Below are 13,879 nucleotides of genomic sequence, written 5' to 3' on the forward strand. Positions count from 1 at the left end.
CATTTCCCCGGTTCTGATACGTGCGGGCCTAGTGGGCTAGAGATTCATTCAACTGATGATAACGGTGATTATAGAACATGTGATGAGCGACCTGGAAAACCGCCTCTGTACGCCTCAGCAAATCCGGGTCCGGAGCGGGTACCGGCGCCAATCTGTTCGGTCCGAGGGACATCTTGTAGCCCCGAGGCTCCTGGTTCGGCACCAGAACGGCAACATGTTCCGGGTCCGCCATGCCGATTGAATAATTATGCTCGAAAAACGCCCGTCCTTTTCCTGGCGGCAGCCGTCTCAGATCCTGGCCAAAAAAAGGCGACTCGTAATCCAAATTCAAAAGCCCGAGGAGCGTTGGCCCCACGTCCGTACTAGAGCCCAGTGTTTCAATTTCTTCGGCCTCGATATTGGCCGGCGAATAAAACAAAAGCGGCACCCTGTAGGAGGCGACCGGGATCATCGCCCGGCCATTGGCTCTAGGTCCATGATCTCCCACAAAAACAAAAATTGTGCTGTCAAACCAATCATGACTTTTGGCCCGGTTCAAGAAATCCGCAAAAGCCCAATCAGCATAGGCCGCTGAATTCTCTTTTACCTTTTCCTCTGGATCACGATCGATCCTCCCCGCGGGATAAACATATGGCCGATGGTTCGAAACTGTCAGCAATGTCAGAAAATAAGGCTTCTCCTGCTTGGCCGCCTCATCCATTCGTCTGATGGCTTCGGTAAAGAGGTACTCGTCAGCACTTCCCCAAATAGTTGTGAATCCGGGCTCCTCAATATCTGCAACATCGAAGATGTCCTCAAAGCCGATTCCTTCCCAAAAAGTGCCCATGTTGTCAAAAAGGGCGCGCCCTCCGTACAGCATGGCGGTTTGGTATCCTTGTTGACGAAGGAAAAACGGCAACGAATTCATCCCGGCCGACCCGTTGCGACGAGCGGTTGAGATTCCAGGAATCGGAGGAAAGGAAGTGAGGACGGCCTCGAGAGCGCGAACGGTCCGGTTGCCCGTTGCATAAATATTCTTGAAGTAGAGTCCTCCCTTGATCAGCTCTCTCAGGTTTGGCGCGACGACACCGTGGTCGTCCTTGGCCCGAAAGCCATCCATGTACGTCATGCCAAAAGATTCTTCCAGGACCAGAACCACATTCAGGCGTTTGGCGGTGTTCTCTGGAGAAGATCCGTTCGAATGGGCCGGGACGTGCCGTTCGGTCGGGATGTTCCAGATATTTCGGGATAGCAGTGAGCCGTCCGCCCGCACTTCGCTTTTTACCATTTCCTCGGCAGCGTCTTCCGGCAGTTCTGAATATATACCAGTATATTCCATGTCGTTTGTAACGGCCGCCCGGATAAAGGTAGACACGCCATTCTTGGCTATTTCCTCTACCTCTCGCGAATTACTCTCTAGCGACATATGTCCGAGATTAACTCCCAGCGCAGCCATCACCAGGCCAGCTAAAGGAAGGCGAAGGTCGAAATCCGGCCGCTGTCCGCTGATCGCCCTGTCCAGGCGATTTCGAAAGACTTTCAAATACAACACCAGAGTGACAATAAGAATTGGCGGCAGAATGTATTGGAGATCGAACGATTCCTTGATGTTCCCGAGAACTTCTCTGGGAAACATCAGGTAAAAAACCGCGATGCTGTTCATTCTGGAGTCGAACTCGTTCCAGAAGACGTATTCCGCGACCTCATACATCAGTAACGAAAAAAGAGAGCTGAAAAATATTACGTGAAGAAGGTAACGGACCCACCTGAATTTCACGAAATTGCCAAGGAGTATGAAGCCCACCAGGAATGGGATGCCTACCAGGATCCCGGTCGAGAGATCGTTCAGAAGGCCGACGGGAAGAGAGTCGAGGAGAGCGGGCAGGTCCTCGGGTTGCAGGAATCCGACCCATATCGCGAGCCCGGCCCTCTCCATCGTTTCAATCGAAACGAAGGCCAGGATGGTAAAGAGCCAGAAATTTGTCCTCGGCTGGAAACCCTGTCGCAAGGAGTGCGCGTACTTCAACATTTTTTCCGGGCTTCTTGCCTCTTTTAGACCGCTAGAGCCAGCGTCTGATCATGCCTTATCCGGCCTCGGCGACGTCAGCCGCGACACGCATACGGAGAATTTTGTCCGGCTGGCTGACCGCACCGTTATTGGCGCTCGACCCCTTCTTGATCTGGTCGACGTATTCCATGCCGCTGACCACCTCGCCCCAAACGGTGTATTGGGTGTCAAGGAAGGGTGCTGGCGCGAAGACGATGAAGAACTGACTGTCCGCACTGTTGACGCTGCGCGCGCGGGCCATCGAGACCGTGCCTCGAACATGCGGCTCGGCCGAGAATTCGGCATTGAGTTTGCGTCCCGATCCGCCCGTGCCATCCCCTTTGGGGTCACCCGTTTGGGCCATGAACCCCTCGATCACGCGGTGAAATTTCAGTCCGTCGTAAAAGCCCCGTCGCACCAGGTGCTTGATACGCTCGACGTGATTAGGGGCCAGGTCCGGCCGCATCCGGATCACCACGCGACCGTAGTCCAGGTCCAGGTACAACGTGTTTTCCGGGTCAATGCCCTCAGGCTGTTCGGCATGCGTGGGCGTTGACAAAAGACCCGCGGCGACGGCGAACGCGGCGCTCAGGGCGATGAAGGTACGACGTAAAAGCATCTTCGCAGGACTCCCCTCTCTTCATGTCAGGTTGATTTCAAACCCGGTCAGTCTTCTGCAACCGCGCAACTGAGGATTTCATCCGGGTCTTCGACCATCCCGTTCGACCGAGGAGACCCCTTTTTTATGGCGTCAATGTGATCCATGCCTTCGACCACCTCCCCCCATACGGTGTACTGTCCATCGAGGTGCGAGGCTTTGTCGAGGCAGATGAAGAACTGGCAGTCCCCGCTGTCCGGGTCCGCGGCCCGCGCCATGGATGCCGTTCCCCTGACATGGGGCGCATCAGAGAATTCAGCGGCGAGCTTTTGCCCGGTCCCGCCGGTGCCGTCCCCCTTGGGGCAGCCGCCCTGGGCCATGAATCCCTCGATCACGCGGTGAAATTTGAGGCCATCGTAGAACCCGTCCCTGGCCAGTTCCTTGATCCGGGCGACGTGATTGGGGGCAAGATCGGGGCGTAGCCGGATGACCGTCCGGCCGTGGCGGGTATCAAGATAAAGCGCGTCGTTTTCAGGGGTGTCAGCCATGATCTGGACCTCTCGGATATGGAAAAACAATGCCGCCCGCCGATGAGACTGCAGACCGCGATTAACCTAATTTCTGGCGAATATTCCGGGCGACCGCCTCGGGGACGAAGCTTGTGATGTCGCCTCCCAGCCGCGCGATCTCCTTCACGAACCGGCTCGAGATGAATTGCTGGGTTTCGGACGCCATGAGAAAGACAGTCTCGATCATGGGATCGAGCCGCGCGTTCATGCCCGCCATCTGAAACTCATAGTCGAAATCGGTCACTGCGCGCAATCCGCGGATAATGACACTGGCGCCGATTTCCTGCGCAAAATGCATCAGCAGGGAATCGAATGGTCTGACTTCGATTCTGGTTTCCCCGCTGCCGCCGCTCTTGCGCTGGCCGTCGACCTCATTGACGACCATGTCGACCCGCTCGTCCAGGGTAAATAACGGCCCCTTCCCGTCGTTGACAGCGATGCCGATGATCAGATGATCGACCAGCCGTGCGGCCCTGAGGATGATGTCGACGTGCCCATTGGTGATGGGATCGAACGTGCCGGGGTAAACGCCGATCCTGGGCCTAGGCATTGTCGTCTCCGGGCTCCTCGTCATCCGTGTCCGACTCTTCGACCAGATCCGAAACCCGTGTGACCGACACCACTTTTTCGTCGTCCGCAACCCGGAAAACGGTAACCCCCTGGGTCCGGCGACCGGCAATGCGAATATCGTCGATGGGCAGCCGTATCAGCTTGCCGCGATCGGTGACGATTACCAGCTGGTCGCCGTCCTCGACCGGGAATGAGGCGATGACGGGGCCGTTCTTGGCCGTGACATCTATATTGGCGATGCCTTTTCCGCCGCGCCCCGTAACCCGGTATTCATAAGCTGAACTGCGTTTGCCGAAACCGCGTTCGGTGACGGTCAAAATAAACTCCTCGCGAGCCGAAAGGTCGACGAACCGTTCTTCGGAAATATGGCTTTCCGACTCTTCTCCCGTACTGTCTCCTGGCAGGTCATCAGGCGATTCGTCGCCCATGGCCCGACGCAATTGCGAGGCGCGGCGGAGATATTCCTCACGTTCGTTGGTATCCACGTCGACGTGACGCAGGATAGTCATCGAAATCACGCCATCATCCTTGCCCAGGCGAATACCCCGGACCCCCATGGATGTCCGCCCGCTGAAGACGCGCACGGCGGCAACCGGGAATCGAATGCACATCCCCTTATAGGTGGACAGCAGAATATCCTGGCTCTCGTTGCAGGTCCGCACGGCGATCAGCTTATCGCCCTCGTCCAGCTTCATCGCGATTTTGCCGTTGGCCTTGATATTGAGGAAATCGGAAAGCGCGTTGCGGCGCACGTAACCACTCTGCGTCGCGAACACGATGTTAAGGTTTTCCCAGCTCGACTCATCCTCGGGCAGCGGCATGACAGTGGAGATGGTTTCGCCCGGCTGGAGCGGCAGCAGGTTGACCATCGCCTTGCCCCGTGCCTGTGGCGTGCCTTCGGGCAGGCGGAAGACCTTTAACTGGTATGCGATACCGCGGGAGGAGAAGAAGACCAGCGGGGTGTGGGTGTTGGCCACGAAAACCTGGCTGACGACATCCTCGTCCCGCGTCGTCATACCGGCGCGGCCCTTCCCGCCCCGGCGCTGGGCCCGGTAGGTGGCCAGCGGCACCCGCTTGATGTAGCCGGCATTGGACACGGTTACCACCATGTCCTCTTTCTGGATCAGGTCTTCAATTTCGGTATCCGCCTCGGCTTCGACGATGTCTGTCCGCCGCGGGTCGGCGAATTGCTCGCGGACCCCCGTCAGTTCGTCGCGCACGATCTGCATCAGCTTTTCCCGGGATCCCAGGATGGCCAGATATTCCTTGATCTGCTCGGCAATTGCCGAGAGTTCTTCGGCCACTTTATCCCGTTCCAGACCGGTCAGGCGATGAAGACGCAGGTCCAGGATCGCCCGCGCCTGGGTTTCGGACATCTGATAGTGCCCATCCACCACCGTCCGGCCCGGCTCGTCGATCAATTCGATCAGCGGCGCAACCTCGTCCGCCGGCCAGGCGCGGGCCATCAGCTCACGCCTGGCCGCCTCCGGGTCCTTGGCCTTGCGGATAATGGCGATGGCGTTGTCCAGATCGGCCACAGCCAGCGCCAGCCCCACGAGGACATGCGCCCGGTCGCGGGCCTTTCCGAGATCGAAGATCGTGCGGCGGGTAACCACCTCCTCGCGGAATCTCACGAAGGCGACAATGACGTCCTTCAGGGTCATCATTTCAGGCCGGCCGTTGTTCAACGCCAGCGTGTTGACCCCGAAACTCGTCTGGAGGGGTGTGAATTTGTAGAGCTGGTTAAGAACCACGTTGGCATCGGCGTCGCGCTTGATCTCGATCACGACGCGGACGCCTTCGCGGTCAGACTCGTCGCGGATATCGGAAATCCCCTCGACGATCTTGTCGCGCACGACCTCGGCGATGCGCTCGATCATTCGGGCCTTGTTCACCGCATAGGGAATTTCGGTGACGATGATGGCTTCGCGGTCCTTCCGTATTTCCTCGACGGATGTCCGGCTGCGGATAAGGACCGAGCCCCGACCGGTATGGAAGGCCTGACGCAATCCGGACCGGCCGAGGATAATGCCCCCGGTCGGAAAGTCCGGCCCCTGGACGAACTCCATCAGCCCGTCCACCGTAACGCCCGGATTGTCGATATAGGCACAGCACGCGTCGATCACTTCCCCCAGATTATGCGGTGGGATATTCGTCGCCATGCCTACCGCGATCCCGCCGGCGCCATTGACCAGCAGGTTGGGGACCCTGGCGGGCAGCACGGTGGGCTCGCTCGTGCTTTCATCGTAGTTGGGCTGGAAGTCGACCGTGTCCTTGTCGATATCGTCGAGCATGGCCGAAGCCGCGCGGGCAAGCCGCACTTCCGTGTAGCGCATCGCGGCCGGCGGGTCGCCGTCCATGGAGCCGAAATTCCCCTGTCCGTCCACCAGCGGCAGGCGCAGCGAAAAAGGCTGCGCCATGCGGACCATCGCGTCATAGATCGCCTGATCGCCGTGGGGGTGATAACGGCCCATCACGTCGCCCACGATCCTGGCTGACTTATGGTACTGCTTGGTGTGATCGTAGCCCGATTCCTTCATGGAATAGAGGATACGGCGGTGGACCGGTTTGAGGCCGTCGCGCACATCGGGGAGCGCCCGCGACACGATCACGCTCATGGCGTAATCGAGGTAGGAGCGTTTCATCTCCTCTTCGATGGTGACCGTGCTGACGCCGAATTCGCCGGGAGGCGGGGATGTGCTCAAGGATGCTGCCTAGATGGATGGGTCGGACCGGGGGTTCCGTCAGGCCGGGGGCCGGTCGGAACGGCGCTCTGGAACGGGGTTCGAAACCGTCCCGGAAGCCTCCGGGAGGCTAGCAAATTTTGCCCCCCTGCACAACGGAAATGGCGCCGCAAAACCGTTCATAAGCTCCTGATTTAGAATGGTATTTCGTCATCCAAATCGTCTCGTCCACCGTTCGTACGGGCCGGCGCCGGTTCGCTCGTATCATCCGGTCCCGACTCGCTGAAACCGGCTCCGCCCGACCGCGAATCGAGCATCTGCAACTCGCCCCGAAACTGTCCCAGGACCACCTCGGTCGTGTATTTTTCCACGCCCGACTGGTCAGTCCATTTCCGGGTCTGGAGCTGGCCCTCGAGGTAGACCTTCGAGCCTTTGGACAGAAATTTCTCGGCCACCTCGGCCAGCCGGTCATTGAAAATCACGACCCGATGCCATTCGGTCCGTTCGCGTTTCTCGCCGGTATTGCGATCTTTCCAGTTTTCGGACGTGGCAACCGACAGGTTGACGACTTTCTGTCCCGACTGGGTGTTTCTGACTTCGGGATCGCGCCCCAGATTGCCCACCAGGATTACCTTGTTCACGCTGCCTGCCATGCGGCCGCCCCCTTCATCTCATCTGTTTTGCGTCTGTTTCGTGTATAACCCACAGGGCCTCACGCCTCTCGGGCACTCTAGGGCAAGCCAGACGCAGAGGCCAGAAGTTCTTGTAATGTTCCAGCGTCTGTTTTACCCGTGCGCTGGGGAGCCGCCGGCGGCTTTCCCGTCCCGGCCGCAATAGCAAAGAGTTGGGTTGATGCAGTCTGACATAGAGGTCCGCGGCGCCCGCGAACACAATCTGAAGAATATCGATGTCGTTCTCCCGCGAGACCGGCTCGTGGTCATCACCGGTCTCTCGGGATCGGGCAAGTCCTCCCTCGCCTTCGACACGATCTATGCCGAGGGCCAGCGCCGATATGTGGAAAGCCTCTCCGCTTATGCCCGCCAGTTTCTGGAGCTGATGCAAAAGCCGGACGTGGATTCGATCGAGGGGCTGTCTCCGGCGATTTCGATCGAGCAGAAAACGACCTCGCGCAATCCCCGCTCGACCATCGGGACGGTGACGGAGATTTACGATTACATGCGCCTTCTCTGGGCGCGGGTCGGCATTCCGTATTCACCCGTGACGGGGCTCCCGATCGAAAGCCAGACGGTGAGCCAGATGGTCGACCGGGTCATGGCGATGGAGGAAGGTACCCGCCTCTATCTCATGGCCCCCATCGTGCGCGGCCGAAAGGGCGAATATCGCAAGGAACTCGAAACCCTCCAGAAACGGGGCTTCCAGCGTGTGAAGGTCGATGGTGAAGTCTACGAGATCGACCAGAGTCCTACTTTGAACAAGAAGCTGAAACACGACATTTTCGTTATCGTGGATCGCGTCGCCGTGCGCGCGGGGCTCGAGACCCGGCTCGCCGACAGTCTGGAAACCGCCCTGCAGCTCGGTGACGGGCTGGTCTTCGCGGAAAACGCCGATAGCGGCCAGACAACGACCTTTTCGGCCCGGTTTGCCTGTCCGGTCTCCGGCTTTACCATCGACGAGATCGAGCCCAGGCTTTTCTCGTTCAACAATCCGTTCGGCGCCTGCCCTGCCTGTGATGGACTGGGCACGCAGATGTATTTCGATCCGGAACTGGTAGTCCCTGACCGCTCGCGCAGTCTGCGTGGCGGTGCGATCGCGCCCTGGGCCAGCGCCACGGCGCAGTATTACGCCCAGACGCTGGACAGCATCGCCCGCCATTACAAGGTCTCGGTCCACGAGGCTTTCGGCGATCTCCCGCAAAAGGTTCAGAATGCGATCCTGCACGGTTCGGGCGATGAGGAGATCACCATCCGGTACGATGACGGAACCCGGAAATACCAGGTCACCAAGCCTTTCGAGGGTGTGTTACCCAACCTTGACCGGCGCTGGCGGGAAACGGATTCGGCCTGGGTTCGCGAGGAGCTGTCGCGGTTCCAGACGGTTAACCGGTGCGAGGCCTGTGGCGGTGCGCGCCTCAAGCCGGAAGCTCTGGCGGTCAAGATCGATGGCCAGCACATTTCCGAGGTGACGGAGTTTTCCGTCGCGAGGGCGGCCGAATGGTTCGGCACGGTGGAGGCCGGGCTCTCACGACAGAGCCGCGAAATTGCCCGGCGCATCCTCAAGGAAATCAATGAGCGCCTCGGCTTTCTCGTCAATGTCGGGCTCGATTACCTGACTCTCTCGCGCGCGTCAGGCACGCTGTCGGGTGGTGAAAGCCAGCGCATCCGGCTCGCCTCCCAGATCGGTTCGGGCCTGACGGGCGTCCTCTATGTGCTGGATGAACCGTCGATCGGTCTGCATCAGCGGGACAACCGACGCCTGCTGGAGACTCTCGAGCGCCTGCGGGACATTGGGAATACCGTCATTGTCGTGGAGCACGACGAAGAAGCGATTCGGGCGGCGGACCATGTTGTCGACATGGGGCCGGCGGCGGGCGTTCATGGCGGGCAGATCGTCGCGGAAGGCTCGCCGGAGGACATCATGGCCGCGCCGGCCAGTCTGACCGGCCAGTACCTGAGGGGCGCCCGCCAGATTGATATTCCGGAAGAACGCCGTTCGGGAAATGGCAATGCGATCACCATTCGTGGCGCGCGTGCCCATAACCTGCAAAATGTGTCGACCACCGTGCCGCTGGGCACCTTCAGTTGTGTTACCGGAGTCTCGGGTGGTGGCAAATCGACCCTGATTGTCGAGACTCTCTACAAGGCGGCGGCAAAGCGCCTGCATAACGCGCGCGAGCATCCGGGCGAACATGATGACATTCTCGGCCTCGAATATATCGATAAGATCGTGGATATAGACCAGTCTCCAATCGGCCGCACGCCACGGTCCAATCCGGCGACCTACACGGGCGCTTTCACCCCCATCCGGGACTGGTTCGCGGGCCTGCCAGAAGCCAAGACACGCGGTTACAAGGCGGGGCGGTTCTCCTTCAACGTGAAGGGCGGGCGCTGCGAAGCGTGCCAGGGGGACGGCGTCATCAAGATCGAGATGCATTTCCTGCCGGATGTCTATGTGACCTGCGACGAGTGCCAGGGCCGGCGCTATAACCGGGAAACCCTGGAAGTCACCTATCGCGGCAAATCGATCGCCGATGTCCTCGACATGACGGTGGATGAGGGTGTCGATTTCTTCCGCGCTGTGCCAGCGATCCGCGACAAGCTTGAAATGCTCCGTCGTGTGGGCCTTGGCTACATCCATATCGGGCAGCCGGCGACGACCCTGTCGGGCGGCGAAGCCCAGCGCGTCAAGCTGGCCAAGGAACTTTCCCGTCGTGCGACCGGCCGGACATTGTACATCCTTGATGAGCCCACCACGGGCCTCCACTTCGAGGATGTCAGAAAACTTCTCGAGGTGCTGCACACGCTCGTCGAAACCGGGAACACCGTCCTCGTGATTGAGCACAATCTTGAAGTGATAAAGACCGCGGACTGGGTCATCGATCTGGGCCCCGAGGGCGGTGACAAGGGCGGACGGATCGTGGCCGAAGGGACACCCGAGGACGTGGCGGCCACGTCCGGCAGCTTCACGGGCGATTATCTGCGGCCCCTCTTGAGCAACGGCACGCGGGCTCGGCCCGGGCCGCATCTTCTGGCTGACCGGCACAAACCGCTGGCGCCGCGGAAATCGCCAAAAAATGCGGCCAAGAAATCCCGGAAACGCGCCTCTTCCACAGGCAAGATTGTGAAAAAGGCAAAGACGTCAGCACGGCAGAAACCTGCCCCGAAACGGAAGACCACCCCCAAACGGCGGCAGGGAAGGACGAATGCCGGGAAAGTGACAGGACGGCAGCGATGACGAAACCGGTGCATGTGATCGGCGGCGGGCTCGCGGGCTCGGAAGCGGCCTGGCAGCTGGCGCAGGCGGGCCAGGAGGTGGTGATCCACGAAATGCGCCCCGCGCGGCCGACGGCGGCCCATCAGACCGGGCATCTGGCGGAGCTCGTCTGTTCCAACTCCTTTCGTTCGGACGACCCGGAATTCAATGCCGTCGGCGTTCTGCATGAGGAAATGCGGCGGGCGAACTCGCTTATCCTTGCCATGGCTGACCGGCACAAGGTCCCGGCGGGTGGCGCGCTGGCAGTGGACCGCGAGGGCTTCGCCCGGGCCGTGACCGAAACGCTTTCGGCGCATCCGCGGGTCAGGATCGAAACGGACGAAATCACGGACTTGCCGCCGGCAGACTGGGACAGCGTGATCGTCGCCACGGGACCATTGACCTCCGAGCCGCTGGCCAAGGCGATCAGCGAGTTGACGGGCGAGGACAGTCTCGCCTTCTTCGATGCTATCGCGCCGATCGTGCACACCGAATCCATCGATATGAGCCGGGCCTGGCGGCAGTCGCGTTATGACAAGATCGGCCCCGGTGCCGATCTCGGCGGCGACGGGGCGGATTACATCAACTGCCCTCTCGATGCGTCGGCATATGAAGCTTTCGTTCAAGCCTTGCTCGACGGCGAGAAAACGACCTTCAAGGACTGGGAAAAAACGACCCCTTATTTCGAGGGCTGCCTGCCGATCGAGGTGCTGGCCGCGCGAGGCCGCGATACACTCCGTTTCGGTCCGATGAAACCCGTAGGACTGACGGATCCCGCGACCGGCCGACGCCCTTATGCCGTTGTCCAGTTGCGGCAGGATAACTCGCTCGGCACGCTTTATAACCTGGTTGGATTCCAGACAAAACTGAAGCATGGCGAGCAGGTCCGCATCCTGCGCACCATTCCGGGACTGGAACAGGCGCGGTTCGCTCGCCTGGGCGGTATCCACCGCAATACCTTCCTGAACAGCCCAAAGCTTCTGGACGGCACCCTCCGCCTCAGGGCGGAGCCCAGGCTTCGGTTCGCCGGTCAGATGACAGGCGTCGAAGGATATGTGGAAAGTGCCGCGATGGGACTTCTCGCCGGGCGTTTCACGGCGGCTGAGCAGGGTGGCGGTCAGCCCGCGCCACCGCCCGTGACGACCGCACTGGGCGCGCTGCTGGCGCATCTGACCTGCCACGGGGATGCCGCGAGTTTTCAACCGATGAATGTGAATTTCGGCCTGTTCCCCGATCTGGAGTCCCCAGCGGGCGATGGCAAGCGCCGGATGAAGGGCCGGGCACGCAAGCAGGCGCTGGCCCGGCGCGCGCTCCAGGACGTCGACCGCTGGCTGACGGATAGCCGCCTGGCGGCTTAGGTCGGCGCAACCGCTCCGTCAGCCCAGGAATCGCCGCGGCGAAAGTCCCGCCCCGATGAGGGCGAGGAGCCGCCCGGTGCCCGTTTTGGCGAGGCGGGGGTCATAGGGGTCAAAGCCGCTCTTGCGGAGCCGCGCGAGATCATACCCCGCCAGCCGGCCCCAGAGAAAAACAGGAGCTCCCACCCTTCTCCCGTCGGTCCCTCTTTTCGGATCAGAAGCCGCCTGTTCGAGATGAAGGACGGCCCGTTCGGCCAGGTGACGCGCCGCGTCTCCTAACCCGGGCACCGGCCGGCCGGTGAAAAGGTCGTCCGGCCGGATGCCGGCGGCTGCCAGCGAGGCTTTGGGAATCATGGTTCGGCGCTGTGCCGCGAGGAACGGGGTCGCCCGGACGATCCCGCTCAGCCCGAAAGCCAGCGACACGTGGCGCGCGGCGGCGCGTGTGGATTTATCCTCCGCCCCTATGCCCAGAATGGTGAGGGCCAGGTCGGCGAGCTCTGCGGCCGAGGCATCGAGATAATGCTCGAGCGCTGCCAGATCGTCGGGCGCTTCGTCCAAAAGGTCGAACTCGCGCGCGTTTATGAGCCGACCCATCTTCTCCCGGTCGAGGGTGAACTGCCGGACGGTATGGGACAGTGCCCGCGCAATCTCGTTGGATGGCGGAGAGCCCGCGAAAATGGCCTCCATGACATCGCGCCACCATTGGAGGCGCATCTGTCCCAGCACAGGCTCGGCCACTACCTCCCGGACCTTGGAAATCTCGATATTGAAGGCATAAAGCGCCAGAAGCGCATTGCGCCGGTCGGCCGGAGCGAATTGTGCGGTAAGAAACCGGTCATGGTCGTACCGCCGGACGTGCTCGACGCAATAGTCGAAAGCCGGATCGAGGTCCTGTCTGGATCGGCGTCTGGCCATGGTTCCGTCTTTAACCGTTCGTGAGTTATGACCCCGCGAAGACACGAGCTTGATCTGCGAAACCCTTGAAAAATCTGGCATCTTTTATTGATTGGTGTTTTCGCCTATAGTCTGTGGTCGCAAGGGGATTTCAGATCATTACGGGAGTGCATAGCCAATGAAAAACCCGCTCGAGTCACTTGGCATGACGATTACGATCGGCGTCGTCCTGACGATCATCGTCGCCATTATCATCCAGCAAATGGCATAGCGGAAACGGGGGTAGTCCAATGGAACTTGATTATATCTGGTGGACCTTTCTAGTCCGCTTTCTGCACGTTCTAAGCGGTATCATGTGGATCGGTCTGCTGTATTACTTCAATTTCGTGCAGATTCCCAACATGCCCAACATCCCCGATGACCAGAAGCCCGCGATCGGCAAGGTGATCGCGCCGGCGGCACTTTTCTGGTTCCGCTGGTCGGCCGCGAGCACAGTTCTGTTCGGCCTGATTCTGGCGCATATGAACGGCTACCTTATGCAGGGCCTCGCGCTCGGCAGCGACGGTGTCGTCAAGCATCTGACAATCGGCATCGGTATGTGGCTGGGCCTCATCATGGCGTTCAATGTCTGGTTCGTCATCTGGCCGAATCAGAAAAAGGCGCTCGGCATGGTGGAAGTCGAGGCCGACGCGAAGAAGGCAGCGGCCCGCACGGCCATGCTTTTTTCGCGGACGAATACGGCGCTGTCCCTCCCCATGCTCTATTGCATGATCGCGGCGCAGAATATCGTCTAGGCACGGGTTCATCCCGAAAACGGAACGGGCGGCGCCGGTCGGTGCCGCCCGTCTTTTTATCACCGGAAAAACGCCGTCAGTCGACAGCGATAAGGGCAGCGGCCACCTGCCTGCCTTCGGCCAAAAGTACGTTGAACGTGCGGCAGGCCGCCCCTGTATCCATGACTTCGGCCGCGATCCCGCGGTCCGCCAGGCCGGCTCGCAATGCTTCCGGCAGAGGCCGAAGCGCCATTCCGGTCCCGAAGAGGAGGAGCTCGACCCCGCCCTCTTCTGCGAGGATGTCGAGGAGAGCCTCGCCATCCACCTCTTCAAACCGGACAACGGGCCAGGCCAGCACTTTGCCGGGCGTGATGATCCGGGATCCCTTGTATCGCTCGCCCGAGACGCGAAACCCGCCATCGCCATAGGCCTGGATGAGCTTCGCGCCAACCGGGACGCGGGGGGTGATATCGCTCAAGG

General features: G+C 60.4%; 11 protein-coding genes. 3 read left to right on the forward strand and 8 right to left on the reverse strand.

The annotated features are described in order from the left end of the window. Positions 1-28: 28 nt before the first annotated feature. The 6 genes from RLQ26_09935 to ssb all read right to left on the reverse strand — a co-directional run bounded on the left by RLQ26_09935 (position 29) and on the right by ssb (position 7,100). A complete protein-coding gene (locus RLQ26_09935; GenBank protein ID MEQ9089046.1) occupies positions 29-2,008 on the reverse strand; it encodes an LTA synthase family protein in 1,980 nt (659 codons plus the stop codon). A gap of 55 nt (positions 2,009-2,063) precedes the next feature. Further along, the gene (locus RLQ26_09940; protein ID MEQ9089047.1) at positions 2,064-2,645 is read right to left on the reverse strand and encodes a peptidylprolyl isomerase; all 582 of its coding nucleotides are present in this window, start codon (positions 2,643-2,645) and stop codon (positions 2,064-2,066) included. 47 nt (positions 2,646-2,692) lie between these two features. Next, positions 2,693-3,172, reverse strand: coding sequence for a peptidylprolyl isomerase (locus RLQ26_09945; protein MEQ9089048.1), 480 nt, complete (start codon positions 3,170-3,172; stop codon positions 2,693-2,695). Between the two features lie 61 nt (positions 3,173-3,233). Beyond that, positions 3,234-3,743 carry a pantetheine-phosphate adenylyltransferase gene (gene coaD, locus RLQ26_09950; protein MEQ9089049.1) on the reverse strand — a complete coding sequence of 170 codons (510 nt, stop codon included), beginning with the start codon at positions 3,741-3,743 and terminating at the stop codon, positions 3,234-3,236. Then, positions 3,736-6,468 (reverse strand): DNA gyrase subunit A, encoded by a 2,733-nt coding sequence (gene gyrA, locus RLQ26_09955; GenBank protein ID MEQ9089050.1) that lies wholly within the window; start codon positions 6,466-6,468, stop codon positions 3,736-3,738. Before gyrA ends, coaD begins: the two co-directional genes overlap by 8 nt. A gap of 173 nt (positions 6,469-6,641) precedes the next feature. Beyond that, positions 6,642-7,100 carry a single-stranded DNA-binding protein gene (gene ssb, locus RLQ26_09960; GenBank protein MEQ9089051.1) on the reverse strand — a complete coding sequence of 153 codons (459 nt, stop codon included), beginning with the start codon at positions 7,098-7,100 and terminating at the stop codon, positions 6,642-6,644. A 199-nt stretch (positions 7,101-7,299) separates the two neighbouring features. On the opposite strand from ssb, the gene uvrA reads away from it, so the two are divergent. Next, positions 7,300-10,359, forward strand: a complete 3,060-nt coding sequence (gene uvrA, locus RLQ26_09965) for an excinuclease ABC subunit UvrA (GenBank protein MEQ9089052.1) — start codon at positions 7,300-7,302, stop codon at positions 10,357-10,359. Next, a complete protein-coding gene (trmFO, locus tag RLQ26_09970; protein ID MEQ9089053.1) occupies positions 10,356-11,735 on the forward strand; it encodes a methylenetetrahydrofolate--tRNA-(uracil(54)-C(5))-methyltransferase (FADH(2)-oxidizing) TrmFO in 1,380 nt (459 codons plus the stop codon). The genes uvrA and trmFO overlap by 4 nt, the downstream gene beginning before the upstream one ends. Before the next feature lie 18 nt (positions 11,736-11,753). Here the strand turns inward: trmFO and RLQ26_09975 are convergent, their stop codons facing one another. Next, the gene (locus RLQ26_09975; GenBank protein MEQ9089054.1) at positions 11,754-12,647 is read right to left on the reverse strand and encodes a phytoene/squalene synthase family protein; all 894 of its coding nucleotides are present in this window, start codon (positions 12,645-12,647) and stop codon (positions 11,754-11,756) included. Between the two features lie 269 nt (positions 12,648-12,916). Between RLQ26_09975 and RLQ26_09980 the strand changes: the two genes are divergently transcribed. Then, positions 12,917-13,420: a urate hydroxylase PuuD gene (locus RLQ26_09980; protein MEQ9089055.1), complete on the forward strand. Its 504-nt coding sequence runs from the start codon at positions 12,917-12,919 to the stop codon at positions 13,418-13,420. 76 nt (positions 13,421-13,496) lie between these two features. On the opposite strand, the gene RLQ26_09985 is transcribed toward RLQ26_09980, so the two are convergent. After that, on the reverse strand, positions 13,497-13,877 hold the full coding sequence (locus RLQ26_09985; GenBank protein ID MEQ9089056.1) for an Mth938-like domain-containing protein: 381 nt from the start codon (positions 13,875-13,877) through the stop codon (positions 13,497-13,499). Between the last annotated feature and the right edge of the window lie 2 nt (positions 13,878-13,879).

Source organism: Alphaproteobacteria bacterium (genome assembly GCA_040220875.1).
Taxonomy (GTDB): Bacteria; Pseudomonadota; Alphaproteobacteria; order JAVJVX01; family JAVJVX01; genus JAVJVX01.

Coding starts and splice junctions, on each gene's coding strand:
- RLQ26_09935 (MEQ9089046.1), bottom strand. CDS start 2,008: ATGTTGAAGTACGCGCACTCCTTGCGACAGGGTTTCCAGCCGAGGACA.
- RLQ26_09940 (MEQ9089047.1), bottom strand. CDS start 2,645: ATGCTTTTACGTCGTACCTTCATCGCCCTGAGCGCCGCGTTCGCCGTC.
- RLQ26_09945 (MEQ9089048.1), bottom strand. CDS start 3,172: ATGGCTGACACCCCTGAAAACGACGCGCTTTATCTTGATACCCGCCAC.
- uvrA (MEQ9089052.1), top strand. CDS start 7,300: ATGCAGTCTGACATAGAGGTCCGCGGCGCCCGCGAACACAATCTGAAG.
- coaD (MEQ9089049.1), bottom strand. CDS start 3,743: ATGCCTAGGCCCAGGATCGGCGTTTACCCCGGCACGTTCGATCCCATC.
- ssb (MEQ9089051.1), bottom strand. CDS start 7,100: ATGGCAGGCAGCGTGAACAAGGTAATCCTGGTGGGCAATCTGGGGCGC.
- RLQ26_09975 (MEQ9089054.1), bottom strand. CDS start 12,647: ATGGCCAGACGCCGATCCAGACAGGACCTCGATCCGGCTTTCGACTAT.
- trmFO (MEQ9089053.1), top strand. CDS start 10,356: ATGACGAAACCGGTGCATGTGATCGGCGGCGGGCTCGCGGGCTCGGAA.
- RLQ26_09980 (MEQ9089055.1), top strand. CDS start 12,917: ATGGAACTTGATTATATCTGGTGGACCTTTCTAGTCCGCTTTCTGCAC.